This window comes from Halomonas marinisediminis (genome assembly GCF_004347715.1).
GTDB lineage: Bacteria > Pseudomonadota > Gammaproteobacteria > Pseudomonadales > Halomonadaceae > Halomonas > Halomonas icarae.
In genome coordinates this window covers 15,940-32,766 of sequence record NZ_SLTR01000003.1, presented here as the reverse complement: position 1 = coordinate 32,766, position 16,827 = coordinate 15,940, and the positions used below count along the sequence as shown (strand labels likewise).

At 66.9% G+C, this 16,827-nt stretch carries 14 protein-coding genes; 5 read left to right on the top strand and 9 right to left on the bottom strand.

Annotated features, from left to right (window positions below; translation table 11 throughout):
- Window positions 1–44 precede the first annotated feature (44 nt).
- On the top strand, window positions 45–1,262 hold the full coding sequence (locus tag E0702_RS03470) for an amino acid deaminase (RefSeq protein WP_132041584.1): 1,218 nt from the start codon (window positions 45–47) through the stop codon (window positions 1,260–1,262).
- Window positions 1,263–1,267: 5 nt separating this feature from the next.
- Here the strand turns inward: E0702_RS03470 and E0702_RS03465 are convergent, their stop codons facing one another.
- The 7 genes from E0702_RS03465 to tkt all read right to left on the bottom strand — a co-directional run bounded on the left by E0702_RS03465 (window position 1,268) and on the right by tkt (window position 9,080).
- Window positions 1,268–2,245, bottom strand: a complete 978-nt coding sequence (locus E0702_RS03465) for a 2-hydroxyacid dehydrogenase (RefSeq protein WP_132041583.1) — start codon at window positions 2,243–2,245, stop codon at window positions 1,268–1,270.
- A 192-nt stretch (window positions 2,246–2,437) separates the two neighbouring features.
- Window positions 2,438–3,502, bottom strand: coding sequence for a class II fructose-bisphosphate aldolase (fba, locus tag E0702_RS03460; protein WP_132041582.1), 1,065 nt, complete (start codon window positions 3,500–3,502; stop codon window positions 2,438–2,440).
- Window positions 3,503–3,584: 82 nt separating this feature from the next.
- Window positions 3,585–4,754, bottom strand: coding sequence for a phosphoglycerate kinase (locus E0702_RS03455; protein WP_132041581.1), 1,170 nt, complete (start codon window positions 4,752–4,754; stop codon window positions 3,585–3,587).
- A 38-nt stretch (window positions 4,755–4,792) separates the two neighbouring features.
- On the bottom strand, window positions 4,793–5,818 hold the full coding sequence (locus tag E0702_RS03450; protein ID WP_132041580.1) for a type I glyceraldehyde-3-phosphate dehydrogenase: 1,026 nt from the start codon (window positions 5,816–5,818) through the stop codon (window positions 4,793–4,795).
- A 52-nt stretch (window positions 5,819–5,870) separates the two neighbouring features.
- Window positions 5,871–6,587, bottom strand: a complete 717-nt coding sequence (locus E0702_RS03445; protein WP_132041579.1) for an LrgB family protein — start codon at window positions 6,585–6,587, stop codon at window positions 5,871–5,873.
- The gene (locus E0702_RS03440; protein WP_132041578.1) at window positions 6,580–6,954 is read right to left on the bottom strand and encodes a CidA/LrgA family protein; all 375 of its coding nucleotides are present in this window, start codon (window positions 6,952–6,954) and stop codon (window positions 6,580–6,582) included. The genes E0702_RS03445 and E0702_RS03440 overlap by 8 nt, the downstream gene beginning before the upstream one ends.
- Window positions 6,955–7,067: 113 nt before the next feature.
- A complete protein-coding gene (gene tkt, locus E0702_RS03435; protein WP_132041577.1) occupies window positions 7,068–9,080 on the bottom strand; it encodes a transketolase in 2,013 nt (670 codons plus the stop codon).
- A 253-nt stretch (window positions 9,081–9,333) separates the two neighbouring features.
- Between tkt and metK the strand changes: the two genes are divergently transcribed.
- From metK to ahcY, 3 genes are all read left to right on the top strand, one after another.
- The gene (gene metK, locus E0702_RS03430; RefSeq protein WP_132041576.1) at window positions 9,334–10,554 is read left to right on the top strand and encodes a methionine adenosyltransferase; all 1,221 of its coding nucleotides are present in this window, start codon (window positions 9,334–9,336) and stop codon (window positions 10,552–10,554) included.
- Between the two features lie 112 nt (window positions 10,555–10,666).
- The gene (gene ligB / locus E0702_RS03425) at window positions 10,667–12,358 is read left to right on the top strand and encodes an NAD-dependent DNA ligase LigB (RefSeq protein ID WP_132041575.1); all 1,692 of its coding nucleotides are present in this window, start codon (window positions 10,667–10,669) and stop codon (window positions 12,356–12,358) included.
- Window positions 12,359–12,424: 66 nt separating this feature from the next.
- Window positions 12,425–13,834 carry an adenosylhomocysteinase gene (gene ahcY, locus E0702_RS03420; protein WP_132041574.1) on the top strand — a complete coding sequence of 470 codons (1,410 nt, stop codon included), beginning with the start codon at window positions 12,425–12,427 and terminating at the stop codon, window positions 13,832–13,834.
- 31 nt (window positions 13,835–13,865) lie between these two features.
- Here ahcY and E0702_RS03415 read toward each other — a convergent pair whose 3' ends face one another.
- Entirely contained in the window at window positions 13,866–14,669 is an 804-nt protein-coding gene (locus E0702_RS03415; RefSeq protein ID WP_132041573.1) for an AraC family transcriptional regulator, read from the bottom strand.
- A gap of 92 nt (window positions 14,670–14,761) precedes the next feature.
- Here E0702_RS03415 and E0702_RS03410 point away from each other — a divergent pair, with 92 nt between their 5' ends.
- Window positions 14,762–15,778, top strand: coding sequence for a bile acid:sodium symporter family protein (locus E0702_RS03410; RefSeq protein WP_132041572.1), 1,017 nt, complete (start codon window positions 14,762–14,764; stop codon window positions 15,776–15,778).
- On the opposite strand, the gene E0702_RS03405 is transcribed toward E0702_RS03410, so the two are convergent.
- Entirely contained in the window at window positions 15,742–16,677 is a 936-nt protein-coding gene (locus E0702_RS03405) for an AEC family transporter (protein ID WP_132041571.1), read from the bottom strand. The genes E0702_RS03410 and E0702_RS03405 overlap by 37 nt on opposite strands.
- Window positions 16,678–16,827 lie beyond the last annotated feature (150 nt).

The following is a 16,827-nucleotide window of genomic DNA, read 5'->3' as shown; positions in this document are numbered from 1 at the left end:
GGGCATGTGGCTACCGCCGCCCCGATACGAGGAGAGGGTCTGTAATGAGCGAAGTGGGACTGCACTGCGACAAGGGGCGCGTCGAGACCAGCTCGGCGCTGCTTACAGGTGTCATCCTACCGGCGGCGGTGATCCATGAGGCGCCCCTGGCCCATAACCTGGCCTGGATGCAGCGCTTCGCCGAGGCGTATGGAGCCCGACTGGCACCCCACGGCAAGACCACCATGAGCCCGACGCTGTTCCGGCGCCAGCTCGAGACCGGCGCCTGGGGCATTACCCTGGCCACGGCGCCCCAGTGTCGAGCCGCCTTCGCCCACGGGGTGACGCGACTGCTGATGGCCAACCAGCTGGTGGGGGAGGCCAATATGTCCATGGTGGCGGGGCTGATCCAGGCTGGAGCCGAGTTCTACTGCGTGGTGGACAGCAGCGACAACGTGGGCCAGCTGGGGCGCTTCTTCGCCGGTCGGGGCCTGCACCTCAATGTGCTGATCGAGCTCGGTGTTCCTGGCGGGCGCTGTGGCTGCCGCAATACCGCCGAGGTCGAGGCGCTGGTGGGGGCGATCGCCGAGCAGCCCGCCCTGCGCCTGGTCGGTATAGAGGGTTATGAGGGGCTGATCGCCGGTGGCGATGAGGTCGCGGCGGTGCGTGCCTATGGGGAGCGGCTGGTCGAGACCGTCAAGGTACTGCATGGCAGCGGGGTGCTGGCGAGCGAGGCGCCCATCGTCACCGCGGCGGGCTCCCGGTGGTTCGATCTGATTGCCCAGGCCTTCGACGAGGCGGAGTTGCGCGAACACTACACACCGGTGCTGCGGCCGGGGTGCTATGTGGTGCATGACCACAGGCTCTATGCCGACGCCATGGCCGAGGTGAAGGCGCGCGATCCGCACCTCCAGGGCGAGCTGCAGCCGGCGCTGGAGGTATTCGCCCATGTACAATCGCTGCCGGAACCGGGACTGGCCATCGTGGGCCTGGGCAAGCGCGATATCGGTCACGAGCCGGACATGCCGCTGCCGTTGCGGCACTATCCGCGCGACACGCTCGCCACGGGGAACGGGGCGGTGACTGCGCCCGGGAGCTGGCGCGCCACGCATATCATGGATCAGCATCTCTTCCTGACGATTCCCGAGGATGCCGAACTTGCGGTCGGTGATGTGATCGCCTTCGGCACCTCCCATCCCTGTTTGACCTTCGACAAGTGGCGTCACTTGCTGCTGGTGGACGAGACGTTGACGGTTACTGAGTCCGTGGCGACCTGCTTCTAGGCGGCTCAGGGCCTCCAGGCCTCCTCGTTGACCAGGCTGATGGGACGCTGCCCCTGTAGGGCCCGGCTGATGTTGTCCACGGCACGCTGTGCCATGGCATCCCGGGTCTCGCGAGTTGCGGAGCCGATATGCGGCAGGGCGACCACGTTGGGCATATGGGGCAGGGGGGACTCGGGGGAGAGCGGCTCCTGCTCGAAGACATCGAGCCCGGCGGCACGCACCTGGCCCTTCTCCAGCGCCGCGATCAGGTCTGCCTCCCGCACCACTCGGCCGCGGGCAATATTGACGAAGATCCCCGAGGGCTTCATCAGGCTGAATTCACGAGCGCCGATCAGGTGTTCGGTCTCGGCGGTCAAGGGGACGGTCACACAGATGATATCCGCCTCTTCGAGTAGCGCGTCCATCTCACGACGCTTGGCCCCCAGCTCCTGCTCCAGGGCCGGCTTGGGTGAGGCGTTGGAGTAGAGTACGCGCATGCCGAACCCCAGGGCACCGCGGCGCGCGATGGCGGCGCCGATGCGGCCGAAACCGATCATGCCCAGCGTCTTGCCGTACACGTCGCTGCCGAACTGTGCCTCGCCGATGCTGGCCTGCCAGTCGCCACGCCTGACGAAGTCGGCCAGTTCGACCACGCGGCGAGATGCCGCGAGTATCAGCGCGAAGCCGGTATCTGCCGTGGTCTCTGTGAGCACATCGGGCGTGTTGCAGAGCAGGATGCCGCGCCGTGTCAGCTCCTCCACCGGGATGCCGTCGTAGCCCACGGAGATGGTGGCGATCGCCTCCAGGTTTGGTGCGGCATCGAGCCACTCGGGGGTGATGACGAGTCCGCTGCCGATCAGACCATGGGCCATGGGCAGGGCGTCAAGGAAGGCGGGGTCCTCGGCAGGGGTGGCGCCCTGACAGACCTGAACCTCGAAGTGTTCGCCGAGCTGCGCCAGCTGGACGTCCGTCAGGCGGCCATGGACCAGGATATGTTTCTTCATGCTGCACCGTTCCATTAATCAATCATCGATGAATATCGAAGCGGGACCATTATCTGGTATCTGAAGGTATAACACCTCGCGTTCTGCCCGTGCCCTTGCGAGTCACACCGGGCAGTGGAGCATCAACCAGGGGCAGATACAAAACGGGCGGCCCTGAGGCCGCCCGTTGATCATGCGAGGTGCGAGGTATGCTTAGCGCACCTTGGGGTCCAGCTCGCCGCTCGCGTAGCGCTCGAACATCGCTTCCAGGTTGATCGGCTTGATCTTGGATGCGTTGCCGGCGGTGCCGAAGGCCTCGTAGCGATCGATACAGAGATCGCGCATGGCGGTGACGGTCTCCTTGAGGAACTTGCGTGGGTCAAATTCGCTGGGGTTCTCGGCCAGGAAGCGACGCACCGCGCCTGTGGAGGCCAGGCGCAGGTCGGTATCGATATTGACCTTGCGTACCCCATGCTTGATGCCCTCGATGATCTCCTCGACGGGCACGCCGTAGGTCTCGGGGATCTCGCCACCGTGGGCGTTGATGACCTCGAGCCACTCCTGGGGTACCGAGGAGGAGCCATGCATCACCAGGTGAGTATCGGGGATGCGGGCGTGGATCTCCTTGATGCGCTGGATGGAGAGGGTGTCGCCGGTGGGCGGCCGAGTGAACTTGTAGGCGCCGTGGCTGGTGCCGATGGCGATGGCCAGGGCGTCGACACCGGTGGCCTTGACGAAGTCGGCGGCCTCTTCCGGGTCGGTGAGCAGCTGCTCCATGTCCAGCTTGCCCTCGGCGCCGATGCCATCTTCCTCACCGGCCATGCCGGTTTCCAGGCTGCCCAGGCAGCCCAGCTCGCCCTCCACGGAGACCCCACAGGCGTGAGCCATCTCCACGGTGCGGCGGGTCACGTCGACGTTGTATTCGTAGCTGGCCGGGGTCTTGCCATCCTCGCCCAGGGAGCCGTCCATCATCACCGAGGAGAAGCCCAGCTGGATGGAGCGCTGACATACCGCCGGGCTGGTGCCGTGGTCCTGGTGCATCACCACCGGGATGTGCGGAAACTCTTCCACTGCGGCCAGGATCAGGTGGCGCAGGAAGGGGGCACCGGCGTACTTGCGGGCACCGGCAGAGGCCTGGACGATCACCGGGGAGTCGGTGCGGTCGGCGGCTTCCATGATGGCGCGCATCTGCTCGAGGTTGTTGACGTTGAAGGCCGGCACGCCGTAGCCATGTTCGGCGGCGTGGTCCAGCAGCTGGCGCATGCTGATCAGTGCCATATTCTCACCTGTCGTTCGTGGTGGCGGCGGCGCCCGGAGGCAGCCGCCGCGTGTAGAGTCGTGTCGGGATTCGTCTAGTCTATCAGGCCTGGGCCGCGGCGGCTTCCAGGGCGGCGACCGCCGGCAGGGTCTTGCCCTCGACATACTCGAGGAAGGCGCCGCCACCGGTGGAAATATAAGAGACCGCATCGGCGATACCATACTTGTCGATGGCCGCCAGGGTATCGCCGCCGCCGGCGATGGAGAAGGCCGGGCTGTCGGCGATGGCCCGGGAGATCACTTCGGTGCCCTTGCCGAACTGGTCGATCTCGAACACCCCGACCGGACCGTTCCACAGAATGGTGCCGGCATCCTTGAGCATGGCCGCCAGACGAGTGGCGCTCTGCGGACCGATATCGAGGATCATCTCGTCATCGGCGACCTGGTCCACCGGCTTGACGATGGCCTCGGCGGCGTCGGAGAACTCGGTGGCCACCACCACATCGCTGGGCAGCGGGATCTCCACCCTGTCCATCAGTGCCCTGGCCTGGTCGATCAGGTCGGCCTCGTGCAGCGACTTGCCCACGTTATGGCCGGCCGCGGCGATGAAGGTGTTGGCGATGCCGCCGCCGACGATCAGCTGGTCGCACTTCTCGGAGAGCGCCGTCAGCACCTCCAGCTTGGTGGAGACCTTGGAGCCGCCGACGATGGCGGCCATGGGGCGGGCCGGAGTGGCCAGCGCCTTCTCCAGGGCATCCAGCTCGGCGGCCAGCAGCGGGCCGGCACAGGCCACGGAGGCGAAACGTGCCACGCCGTGGGTGGAGGCCTGGGCGCGGTGGGCGGTGCCGAAGGCATCCATCACGTAGATATCGCAGAGGGCGGCGTACTGCTTCGCGAGTGCCTCGTTGTCCCTCTTCTCACCCTGGTTGAAGCGCACATTCTCGAGCAGGACCACCTCACCGTCGGTCATCTCGACCCCACCGTTCAGGTACTCCTTGACCAGCCGTACCGGGCGGCCCAGCAGCTCGCCCAGGTGGTCGGCCACCGGCGCCAGCGAGAACTCCTCCGCGGGCTCGCCTTCGGTGGGGCGGCCCAGATGGCTCATCAGCAGCACCCGGGCGCCGCCATCCAGGGCGGCCTGGATGGAGGGCAGGGCGGCACGCAGGCGCGCATCGCTGGTCACCTTGCCGTTCTTGACGGGCACGTTGAGGTCCTCGCGGATCAGCACACGCTTTCCGCTGAGGTCGAGGTCGGTCATCTTGCGCACGTTCATCGGGGGGTGTTCCTCATCTTGGGGAAACCGTAAGGGGATCAGGGAGCGTCGAGGGGCATGGCGGCCAGGCGCCGCGTGACATCGAGCATGCGGTTGGCGAACCCCCACTCGTTGTCGAACCAGCACAGCAGCTTGATCAGGCGGCCGCCGGCCACCCGGGTCTGGGTGGCGTCCACGATACCGGAGCGTGGGTCGTGGTTGAAGTCGACCGAGGCCATGGGCTCCTCGGTGTAGCCCAGCAGGCCGGCCAGGCGTCCGCGGCTGGCCTCGGCGAGCAGATCGTTCACCTCGCTGGCGCTGGTGTCCTGGCGCACCGTAATGGCCAGGTCCATGGCCGAGACATTGATGGTCGGCACCCGCATATGCAGGCACTCGAAGCGACCGGCCAGGTGAGGCATCAGGCGGTTGATGCCGCGAGCCAGGCCGGTGTCCACCGGAACGATGGAGTGCATCGCCGAGCGGGTCAGGCGCAGGTCGGTCTGGTGATAGGCGTCGATCACCGGCTGGTCGTTCATCGCCGAGTGAATGGTGGTGGTGACGCCGTGTTCGATGCCGAGTGCCTCGTCGAGCACGGTGAGCACCGGCACCAGGCAGTTGGTGGTGCAGGAGGCCGCCGAGACGATACGCCGGGCGGGGACCAGTTCGTGGTCGTTGATGCCGCTGACGATGGTGGCGTCGACGTCGGCCTCCGCCGGCTGGGAGAACAGCAGGCGGCCGGCGCCGGCGTTCAGGTGGCACTCGGCCGTGGCGCGATCCTTGAAGCTGCCGGAACACTCCAGCACCAGATCGATGCCCAGCTCCTGCCAGGGCAGGCGGCGGGGGTCCGGCTCGGAGAGCACGCGGATCGCCCGGCCGTCGATCACCAGATGATCGCCATCGACCTCGACCCGCGCCGGGAAGCGGCCATGGGTGGTGTCGTAGCGGGTCAGGTAGGCGATGGTGTCGAGCCCCGACAGCTCGTTGATGGCCACCACCTCGAGCTGTGGCTCGGCACGCTCGACAAGAGCGCGCAGCACGCACTGGCCGATGCGGCCGTAACCGTTGATGGCGATGCGATAGGCCATGGCGTCGAGCGTCTCTCCAGCGGTTAGTGAAGATCGGCGATTCTAGCGTATTTCAGCCGACGAGTCCCGGCAGCCGCCAGGCCAGTGGCAGCAGCAGGGCGGTGAGGATGCCGGTCAGGCTCATGCCCAGCGAGGAGAAGGCACCGGCGGTGGGGCTGATCTCGAAGGCGCGAACCGTGCCCAGGGCATGGCCATTGATGCCCAGCGCCAGGCCGAGCAGGCGCTCATCCTGGATGCCGAGCCAGCGTGCCACCAGGCTGACGCAGCCGATCGCCGCCACACCGGTGACCAGCAAACCGCCCATCAGCAGCGCCACCGAGCCGCCCAGGCGTTCGGTGATGCCGATGGCGATGGGGGCTGTGACCGACTTGGGGGCCAGCGAGGCGAGGATCTCGGCGGGGGCCCCCATCACCCAGGCGATGCCTACCGCGTAGAGGGCGGCCATGGTGGCGGCGATGGGCAGGCAGAGCAGCAGCGGTCGCCACAGCTCGCGGATCTTTCCCATCTGCTGGTAGAGGGGCAGGCCCAGTGCCACCGTGGCCGGTCCCAGCAGCAACGTCATCCAGCCGGCTCCCGCACGGTAGTCGGCATAGTCGATGCCGAGCAGCCATAGCGCGGTGGCCAGCAGCAGGGCGGCCACCAGCAGCGGAGGACACCAGGCGGGGGCACGCAGAGCACGAAACAGCCGATCGCCGGTGAAGTAGGCGGCGAGCGTGAGTGCCACGGCGGCGAGGGGGTTGGTCATCAGCTGCTCGATCAGATCACTCATGGGAGGACTCCCGGCTGTCGGTGGTGGCATCTGCCACCAGTCGACGCATCAGCCACAGGGTGGTGAAGACGCTCAGCAGGGTACCCAGCAGCAGGGCTATCAGGATGGCGGTGAGTTGGCCGGCAAGCTCGTCGAGGATAAAGAAGATGCCCACCACGCCGGGCATGATCAGCAGTGCCAGGGCGGTGATCAGTGGCCGGGCCGCGGCGGCGATATCGTCGAAACCGCCGCCGTGGAGCGCTAGCCAGGCGGTGAGCAGCAGCATGCCGATCACGCCGGCGGAAACCGGCAGGCCGGTGAGAATCACCAGTGCCTCACCGGCCAGCAGAAAGCCGATCAGCCAGAGGAAACCACGCAGCGCAGACATGTTGTTCCTTTTGCAAAAGGGGGTAAGAGTGAAGTCAAAAGAGGGCGCGACCGTGGTCGCGCCCTCTTTGCATTACAGCGGTTCAGTCTCGGTGACCGGCGGCGTCCGGGGACTCACTCTTTCTCCAGCAGCTCACCCGCCTGCTTGACCAGATTCTCCACGGTGAAGCCGAATAGCTTGAACAGCTCGCCCGCCGGGGCGGACTCGCCATAGCTACGCATGCCGATCACGCGACCGTCGAGGCCCACATACTTGTACCAAAAGTCGGCATGGCCGGCTTCGATGGCGATGCGACGGGTCACGGCCCTGGGCAACACGCTCTCGCGGTACTCGGCATCCTGGGCGTCGAAGCGGTAGGTGGAGGGCATGGAGACCACGCGCACGGCGTGGCCGGCCTGCTCCAGCTCGGCGGCGGCGTCCATGGCCAGGCCGACCTCGGAACCGGTGGCGATCAGGATCAGGTCGGGGGTGGCGTCGCAATCCTTGAGCTCGCTCTCTTTCAGCACATAGCCGCCGCGCTGGATATTGGCCAGCTGCTGCTTGGTGCGCGACTGGTGGGGCAGGCCCTGGCGGGAGAGTACCAGCGCCGTGGGGCCGGCGTTGCGCTTGATGGCGGCATCCCAGGCGGCGGCGGTTTCGGTGGCGTCGCAGGGGCGCCAGGTGGCCAGGTTGGGGGTGGTGCGCAGGTTGGTGAGCTGCTCCACCGGCTGGTGGGTGGGGCCGTCTTCGCCCAGGCCGATGGAGTCATGGGTGAAGACGTAGATGGCGCGTTTGCCCATCAGGGCCGCCATGCGCACCGCGTTGCGCATGTACTCCATGAAGATCAGGAAGGTGGCGCCGTAGGGAATGAAACCGCCGTGCAGGACGATGCCGTTCATGATCGCGCCCATGCCGAACTCGCGGACCCCGTAGTGGAGGTAGTTGCCCTCCGGGGTCTGCGGAGTGATCGCCTGCGCCCCCTCCCAGAAGGTCAGGTTCGAGGGTGCCAGGTCGGCGCTGCCGCCGAGCAGCTCGGGCAGCTGCGGCCCCAGCTCGTTGAGGCAGTTGAGCGAGGCCTTGCGCGAGGCGATGGACTCACCCTTCTCCTGGGCACGCTGCACCATGGCTTCGCTGGTGAAGGCGGTGGGCAGCTTGCACTCCATGCGGCGAGCAAACTCGCGAGCCAGCTCCGGGTGGGCCTCGGCGTAGCGCTCGAAGCGGGCCTGCCACTTCTCCTGCTGGGTCTGGCCGGCCTCGCTGGCGTCCCAGCCACGATAGATCTCCTCGGGCACATGGAAAGGCGCGTGGGGCCATTCGAGGCGCTGACGAGCGGCGGCCACCTCGTCTTCACCGAGCGGGGCGCCATGGGTGGCGGCGGTACCCTGCTTGCCGGGGGCGCCGAAGCCGATGATCGTCTTGCAGATGATCAGGCTGGGCTTGTCATCCTGGCTGCGTGCCATCTCGATGGCGGCCTGGATCTCCTCGGGCTTGTGGCCGTCGACGTTGGGCACCACGTGCCAGCCATAGGCCTCGAAGCGCTTGGCGGTGTCCTCGGTGAACCACTCCTCGACCTCGCCATCGATGGAGATGCCGTTGTCGTCATAGAGGGCGATCAGCTTGCCGAGCTGCTGGGTGCCGGCCAGGGAGCAGGCCTCGTGAGAGACGCCCTCCATCAGACAGCCGTCGCCTACGAATACATAGGTGTAGTGGTCGACGATGTCGTGACCGGGGCGGTTGAACTGGGCCGCCAGGGTCTTCTCGGCGAGCGCCATGCCCACGGCGTTGGCCAGGCCCTGGCCCAGCGGGCCGGTGGTGGTCTCGATCCCCGGCGCGTAGCCGTATTCGGGGTGGCCGGCGGTCTTGGCATGAAGCTGGCGGAAGTTCTGCAGCTCCTCGAGGCCGAGCTCGTAGCCGGTGAGGTGGAGCAGGGAGTAGAGCAGCATGGAGCCGTGACCGTTGGAGAGCACGAAACGGTCGCGATCGGGCCACTTCGGGTCGGCCGGGTTGTGCTTGAGGTAGTCGTTCCACAGCACCTCGGCGATGTCGGCCATGCCCATGGGCGCGCCGGGGTGGCCGGAATTGGCCTTCTGGACGGCATCCATGGAGAGGGCGCGAATGGCGTTGGCCAGTTCGAAACGTGACGGCATGGGAGAGCTCCTCGCCTGCGTTCCACGCCGTACGGAGGCGGGGACGGGCTGTCTGGCTGGATCGGACACCGCGCGGGAGGGGCGCGGCGTGGTCGAATTCGGTGGCGTATTGTCGCCGACTTGACGTTGCGCTTCAAATCGTGGATGCCTCGCCACCTGCCAGCGTGTAGACTCTTGGCCCCAATATGAGGCCCACCGCGGCCTGTTTTTTGTGACTTGTTGTGACATCCGTGACTCCACGGTCGAGGACGCCATGAGCGAATACTCCCTGTTTACCTCTGAATCCGTCTCCGAGGGGCACCCGGACAAGATCGCCGATCAGATCTCCGATGCCGTGCTCGACGCCATCATCGCCCGCGACAAGCAGGCGCGGGTGGCCTGTGAGACTCTGGTCAAGACCGGCGTGGCGATCGTCGCCGGCGAGATCACCACCTCCGCCTGGGTCGACCTCGAGGCGATCGTGCGCGAGGTGATTACCGGTATCGGCTATACCTCCTCGGATGTCGGCTTCGATGGCCTGACCTGTGGTGTGCTCAATCTGATCGGCAAGCAGAGCGTGGATATCGCCCAGGGCGTCGACCGCAGCAAGCCCGAGGACCAGGGTGCCGGCGATCAGGGCTTGATGTTCGGTTACGCCACCAACGAGACCGACTCCTTCATGCCGGCGCCGATTCACTATGCCCATCGTCTGGTGGAGCGCCAGGCGGAGCTGCGCAAGCAGGGCCTGCTGCCCTGGCTGCGCCCGGATGCCAAGAGTCAGCTCACCTTCCGCTACGATACCGAGGGCAAGCCCTGCGCGGTGGACGCCATCGTGCTCTCCACCCAGCATGACCCTGAGATCGACCAGCAGGAGCTGCGCAAGATGGTCAGGCGCGAGATCATCGAGCAGGTACTGCCTGCCGAGTGGCTCTCCGATCAGACCAAGTACCATATCAACCCGACCGGCAAGTTCGTGATCGGTGGCCCGGTGGGCGACTGCGGCCTGACCGGTCGCAAGATCATCGTCGACACCTACGGTGGCACGGCCCGTCACGGCGGTGGCGCCTTCTCCGGCAAGGATCCGTCCAAGGTGGACCGCAGTGCCGCCTACGCCGGTCGTTACGTGGCCAAGAACATCGTCGCCGCGGGACTCGCCGACAAGTGCGAGATCCAGGTCTCCTACGCCATCGGCGTGGCCGAGCCCACCTCGGTCGCCATCAACACTTTCGGTACCGGCAAGGTGGATGAGGCGAGGATCATCGAACTGGTCCGCGAGCACTTCGACCTGCGACCCAACGCCATCACACGCATGCTCGACCTGCTGCACCCCATGTATCGGTTGACCGCGGCCTACGGTCACTTCGGCCGTGAGCCCTTCGAGACCTCCTACACCTGGACCGATACCGAGGGGCAGCCGCACACCGAGACCTTCACGGCCTTCCCCTGGGAGAAGACCGACAGGGCCGCGGCCCTGCGCCAGGCCGCCGGTCTCTAGGAAAAGCCTGATGCAATAGGCTCAGGCCTACGCGAGATGATGGGCCCCGCCGGCAGCAACGCGCGGGGCCCATTGCTAGGGTAAGAGCAAGCCCCTCGCCGAGGTGCCGCCCATGCACCTACTTCGCCTTTCGCGCTCACTGCACCTGACCTGCCTGCTGGCCCTTCTTCTGGCCGTGCCGGTTGCCTCTGCTTCCTGCACGTCACCGCCCTCGCCGGATTCCGTCGCCGCGCTGCTGGCTCGCCTGGCCGAGTGGGACGACGCCTACTTCCGGCGTGGCGAGTCGCTGGTGAGCGACGATATCTACGATCAGGCCCGGGCTCGGCTCGAGGCCTGGCGGCGCTGCTTTCCCGATCGGGTGCCCGCACCGGAAATGGCGAGTTATCCCGCGGGCGAAGGCGTTCACCCCGTCGCCCAGACCGGTCTTGCCAAGCTCGCCGATGCCGCTGCCGTGGGACGCTGGTTGATGCGCCGGCCCGACGCCTGGATCCAGCCCAAGGTGGACGGGGTGGCGGTGACCCTGGTCTATCGTGATGGCCGCTTGGCGGCAGCGATCAGTCGCGGCGATGGGGTGACCGGACAGGACTGGACCGAGCGTGTGCGGCGCCTGCCGTCGGTGCCAGCTCTGCTGCCCGAGTCGTTCGATGGCGTGCTGCAGGGGGAGCTCTACCTGCGTCGGGAGGGGCATGTGCAGGCCGAGCGCGGCGATGCCGGGGCGCGTGCCGAGATCAGCGGCCTGATGGCGCGCAGGGTGCTGAACGCTGACGACGCGGGCCGGGTCGGGGTGTTTATCTGGGACTGGCCCGACGGTCCGGCCGATATGGGCGAGCGCCTGGCGGGGCTCTCGAGGCTTGGCTTTGTCGATACGCTGGGCTTTACCCATCCGGTAGCGGATCTGGCCACGGTCAAGCAGTGGCGACGCGCCTGGTTTCAGGGACCGCTGCCCTTCGCCACCGATGGGGTGGTGCTGCGTCAGGCCTCGCGGCCACCCGCCGAGGCCTGGCGGGCCGAGCCGCCGGAGTGGGCGGTGGCTTGGAAGCATCCGCCCCGGGAGGCACTGGGCGAGGTGCGTGGGGTGGAGTTTCGCATCGGCCGTACCGGGCGCATCACCCCGCTGCTCCACCTGCACCCGGTGACGCTCGAGGGGCGCACCATCCGCCGAGTCAGCGTGGGATCGCTCTCCCGTTGGCAGGCGCTGGACATTCGCCCCGGGGATCACGTCGTTATCGCCCTGGCCGGACTGACCATCCCGCGCCTTGAGGGCGTGGCCTGGCGCACTGTCGAGCGTCGCCCGCTGGTGCTTCCGTCCCCGGCACGCTACCACGCCCTGAGCTGTCTACGCCTGGTGCCGGGCTGTGAGGAGCAATTCCTGGCGCGGCTTGAGTGGTTGTCCGGCGATCAGGGGCTGGCCATGACCGGCGTCGGCCTGGGAACCTGGAAAGCGTTGGTCGAGGCGGGGCTGGTCGAGGGGCTGCTCGACTGGCTGGAGCTGGATCGACAGGCGCTGCGCCGCGCCCGAGGCATCGGCGAGCGCCGAGCCGACACTCTGGTGGGGCTCTTCGCGACGACAGAGGAGGCGCCCTTTGCGCGCTGGCTGCAGGCGCTGGGAGCGCCGCCCGGAGTAGAGGCCGCCCTGCCGGCCGACTGGCACACCCTGGAGCGTCACGCCGAAGACGACTGGGGAGCCATGCCCGGTGTGGGGCCGGGGCGCGCCGAGGAGCTTGGCGAGTTCTTCGCCCACCCGGAGGTGCGGCGCCTCGCCGAGCGGCTTGGCGAACTTGGGGTCGCCGGGTACGGGCGTTGATTGTCGGTCGCCGGAATCGCCGCCTATAGTGAAGGTCACGCTTTCAGCACGTGACGAGGTGCGCCCATGAACCAGCCCGCCGTGACCACTCCCGCCCAGCAGGACTTCAAGGTTGCCGATCTCGCCCTGGCCGACTGGGGGCGTCGCGAGATACGCATCGCCGAGACCGAAATGCCGGCGCTGATGACGATCCGTGAGCAGTATCGCGATGCTCGGCCACTGGCCGGGGCCCGCATCGCCGGCTGCATTCACATGACCATCCAGACCGCGGTACTGATCGAGACCTTGGTCGATCTAGGGGCCAGCGTGCGCTGGTCCTCCTGCAATATCTTCTCCACCCAGGACCATGCCGCGGCGGCCATTGCCGCCGCCGGCATCCCGGTATTTGCCTGGAAGGGGGAGAGCGAGGAGGCGTTCTGGTGGTGCATCGAACAGACCGTTGCCGGCCCCGACGGCTGGACGCCCAATCTGGTGCTCGACGACGGCGGCGACCTGACCCTGTTGCTGCACGAGAAGCGCCCGGAGCTGCTCGATGCCGTTCATGGCATCAGCGAGGAGACCACCACAGGCGTGCATCGGCTGCAGGAGATGCTGCGCGACGGCACCCTGCGTGTGCCGGCCATCAACGTCAATGACGCCGTGACCAAGTCGAAGAACGACAACAAGTATGGCTGCCGGCATTCGCTCAGCGATGCCATCAAGCGCGCCACCGACCATCTGCTGGCCGGCAAGCAGGCACTGGTGGTGGGCTACGGCGATGTGGGCAAGGGGTCGGCGGCGTCGCTTCGTCAGGAGGGGATGATCGTCAGGATTGCGGAGATCGACCCGCTGTGCGCGATGCAGGCCTGTATGGACGGCTTCGAGGTGGTCTCTGCCTATGTCGGTGGCATCAATCGGGGCGTGGAGAGCATCGACCGTGAGTTGTTGGGCCGGATCGATCTGGTGGTGACCTGCACCGGCAATATCGCCGCCTGTGATGCCACCATGCTGCAGGCCCTCAAGCCCGGAGCGGTGGTATGCAATATCGGCCACTTCGACAGCGAGATCGACACCGGCTACATGCGCCGCCACTGGCACTGGGAGGAGGTGAAGCCCCAGGTGCACAAGGTCTATCGCGACAGCAGGCCGGGCGACTTTGATCCCACCAGCCGCGACTATTTGCTGCTGCTCTCCGAGGGGCGCCTGGTCAACCTGGGCAACGCCACCGGTCATCCCTCGCGGGTGATGGATGGCTCCTTCGCCAACCAGGTGCTGGCGCAGCTGCATCTCTACCGGGGGCGGTTCGCCGAGTTGCCGGCCGACGAGAAGGCCGAGGCGCTGAGGGTGAGCGTGTTGCCACGCCACCTCGACGAGGAGGTGGCTCGCTATATGGTGGAAGGCTTCGGTGGTGTGATCACCCGCATGACCGAGGCCCAGGTCGAGTACACCGGCGTGCCGGCGGACGGCCCCTTCAAGCCGGACCACTATCGTTATTGAATGGTCGGCGTTACTGAATGAATGGCCCGCGCTAAAGAGGGGCCCGGTTAACCAGCTTCCCGGGAGTTCTGCCGAACTCCTCGCGAAAGGCGGCGATAAACGCCGACAGGCTCTCGTAGCCGCAGGCCAGGGCGACGTCGGTGACCCGCTCCCCGGCTTCCAGCCGGGGTAGGGCGGCGAATAGCCGGCAGCGCTGGCGCCAGCGGCGAAAGCCGAGCCCGGTCTGGGCGCGAAAGGCGCGGCTCAGGGTACGCTCGGCCACCCCTAGCCGACGGGCGTGCTCGCTGAGCCGGTGGGGCGCATCGGGGCGTTCCTGGATGCGCTGACATAACCTGGTCAGGCGGGGTTCGCGGGGCCAGGGTAGCATCAGCGGCACCCGGGGGGCGGCCCGTAGACGGTCCAGCAGCACCTGGGCCAGCCGGTTGTCAGCGCCCTCCCGGTCATAGAGCACCGGCAGCTCCCCGAAGGCGCGGATCAGCTCGCGCAGCAGCGGCTGCACCTCCAGCACATGGCAGTCGGGCCACTCCAGGTCGCAGGCCTCCGGATCGAGATAGAGGCTGCGGATCTCGCTGTCGCGGGAGCAGCGTACGCCGTGGAGGCGGCCGGGGGGGATCCACACCGCGCGGTCGGGCGGGGCGATGAAGCGTGCCTCGGGGGTGGCCACCTCGACCACCCCCCGGGCGGCGTAGGAGAGCTGGGCCCAGGGGTGGCGATGGCGGCGTGGGATGGCGCGGTTGGGCAGCGTCTCGCGATGGCCATAGAGCGGGCGGGGCAGGCGCTTCAGCTCGCCGAGACGCGTCGGTTCGGGGTGCGGGATGTCCGTTTGTCGATACATGGTGTCTTGTTGGCGTGAAAACGACGTGACCGTTCAGGATAGCCTGTGGCGATCCCTTCGGTCATGGCCCTTCTGTCACTCGAGGTGCACTCATGTTGTCGCGACTGCGTACCCTGTTCGATACCTTCACCCTGCTGCTGATGGCGGTGGTGGCCGTGGCCACCCTGCTGCCGGCCCAGGGAGCGGGGGAGGTATTCTTCGTCTGGTTGACCCGGCTGGCGATCGCGCTTTTGTTCTTCATGCACGGTGCCAAGCTGTCGCGTCAGGCGATCATCGCCGGCGCTACCCACTGGCGACTGCATCTGCTGGTGTTCGCCTGTACCTTCGTGATGTTTCCGCTGATCGGCTGGTCGCTCAAGCCGCTGCTGTTGCCACTGCTGGGTCTGCCGCTGTATATCGGCATGCTCTATCTATGTGCGCTGCCGGGCACGGTTCAGTCGGCGATCGCCTTCACCTCCATCGCACGGGGCAATGTGTCGGCGGCGGTGTGCAGTGCCTCGGCCTCGAGCCTGATCGGCATCGGCCTGACACCGCTGCTGCTGACACTGCTGCTGGATGCCGAGGGAGTGGGCGAGGCCGCGGTGAGCCTCGATGCGGTGGGCAAGATCGGCCTGCAGCTGCTGCTGCCCTTCGTGCTGGGCCACCTGTCGCGCCCCTGGACCGGCGACTGGATCGCCCGCAACCGCGGCTGGCTGGTGGGGGTCGATCAGGGCTCCATCCTGCTGGTGGTCTATACCGCCTTCAGCGCCTCGGTGGTGGGCGGGCTATGGCAGACCGTCTCCGCCCGAGAGCTGGCGGCGCTGACCCTTACCTGCTGCGTATTGCTGGCGCTGGTGTTGTGGCTGACCGCCTGGCTGGCGCGGCGCCTGGGCTTCAGTCGCGAGGACGAGATCACCATCGTGTTCTGCGGCTCCAAGAAGAGCATGGCCACTGGCGTGCCCATGGCCCAGCTGCTGTTTGCCGGCGGCGCCATCGGCCCCGCGCTGCTGCCCCTGATGCTGTTCCACCAGATTCAGCTGATGGTCTGCGCGGTATTGGCCCAGCGCTACGCCCGTCGTGAGGAGAGCGCCGCTCAGCCGGCTACCAGTGGCAGCATCAGTCCGAGGTAGAGCGGTATCAGCAGCGGCGCGGCCAGGGTGGTGATCAGTACCGCCTGGGCGCCCTTGCCCGGGGCGATGCCCAGCTCCATGGCCACCACCACCACGTTGGCGGCCATGGGTACCACTCCCAGCAGCAGCATGGCCATGGCCAGCTCCCGCGAGAGCGGTGTGATGGCCTGGAGCAGAAGCACCGCGCCCAGCGCCAGCAGCGGCCAGAGCACGCAACGGATCGCCACGCAGACGCCGATAAAGCGGCCATCCAGCTCGCGAATGCTGACCCTGCCCAGGGTCATGCCGATGATCATCATGCCCAGCAGGGTGTAGGTGGCGGGGAATACCGCTAATCCCTCCATGATGGGCGCCGGTATCGTCAGGCCCAGGCCGCTGACCACCAGTGCCGCCAGGAAGGCATAGATCAGTGGCAGCCGCACGATCTTGGCCAAGCTCTCGGCGACCGAGAATTGCCCCCGGGCGCTAAGGTAAAAGCCCACCGTGAACTCGTAGAGGGTGATGCCTAGTACGCAGAACAGATAGAGGGTGACCCCTTGCGGCGGCAGCAGCACCAGGGCCACCGGCAGGCCGAAGTAGCCGGTGTTGCCGGTGCCGGCGGAGAAGGCCAGCAGCGCGCTCTCCTGAGGGAGAAAGGCATGCCGGGTCAGGCGGTGTACCAGCAGGGCGAGCAGGCTGGCGGTGATGAAGGCGGCCAGGCTCAGCAGCAGGTAGCTGGGCGTGGGGCCGCCCTGAACCAGGCCGCGAAAGAAGGTCAGGGGGGCCACCAGATAGATCAGCAGGGTCGCGATGGGGCGCGGGTCCACCGCCAGTCGGCGAGCGGCCAGCCAGCCCAGGGCGACGTAGCTCAACAGTATCCACAACGGGCCCATCAGGGCGCCGGGGTCGATGGCGTGCATGAAAAATCCTTGTCTGATGGCTCAGGGGCATCATGGTGCCCGTGGTGTTGGCGGATGCCAACTTGAATGAAATCGATATGAGGCCACGAATCTTTCATTGGTGGGTAGGGTAGCGACTCGTCACAATGATCACATCATGCAGACGCATCA

Coding starts and splice junctions, on each gene's coding strand:
- fba (WP_132041582.1), bottom strand. CDS start 3,502: ATGGCACTGATCAGCATGCGCCAGCTGCTGGACCACGCCGCCGAACAT.
- E0702_RS03445 (WP_132041579.1), bottom strand. CDS start 6,587: ATGAGTGATCTGATCGAGCAGCTGATGACCAACCCCCTCGCCGCCGTG.
- E0702_RS03410 (WP_132041572.1), top strand. CDS start 14,762: ATGTTGTCGCGACTGCGTACCCTGTTCGATACCTTCACCCTGCTGCTG.
- ahcY (WP_132041574.1), top strand. CDS start 12,425: ATGAACCAGCCCGCCGTGACCACTCCCGCCCAGCAGGACTTCAAGGTT.
- E0702_RS03415 (WP_132041573.1), bottom strand. CDS start 14,669: ATGTATCGACAAACGGACATCCCGCACCCCGAACCGACGCGTCTCGGC.
- E0702_RS03470 (WP_132041584.1), top strand. CDS start 45: ATGAGCGAAGTGGGACTGCACTGCGACAAGGGGCGCGTCGAGACCAGC.
- E0702_RS03450 (WP_132041580.1), bottom strand. CDS start 5,818: ATGGCCTATCGCATCGCCATCAACGGTTACGGCCGCATCGGCCAGTGC.
- tkt (WP_132041577.1), bottom strand. CDS start 9,080: ATGCCGTCACGTTTCGAACTGGCCAACGCCATTCGCGCCCTCTCCATG.
- E0702_RS03465 (WP_132041583.1), bottom strand. CDS start 2,245: ATGAAGAAACATATCCTGGTCCATGGCCGCCTGACGGACGTCCAGCTG.
- metK (WP_132041576.1), top strand. CDS start 9,334: ATGAGCGAATACTCCCTGTTTACCTCTGAATCCGTCTCCGAGGGGCAC.
- E0702_RS03455 (WP_132041581.1), bottom strand. CDS start 4,754: ATGAACGTGCGCAAGATGACCGACCTCGACCTCAGCGGAAAGCGTGTG.
- ligB (WP_132041575.1), top strand. CDS start 10,667: ATGCACCTACTTCGCCTTTCGCGCTCACTGCACCTGACCTGCCTGCTG.
- E0702_RS03405 (WP_132041571.1), bottom strand. CDS start 16,677: ATGCACGCCATCGACCCCGGCGCCCTGATGGGCCCGTTGTGGATACTG.
- E0702_RS03440 (WP_132041578.1), bottom strand. CDS start 6,954: ATGTCTGCGCTGCGTGGTTTCCTCTGGCTGATCGGCTTTCTGCTGGCC.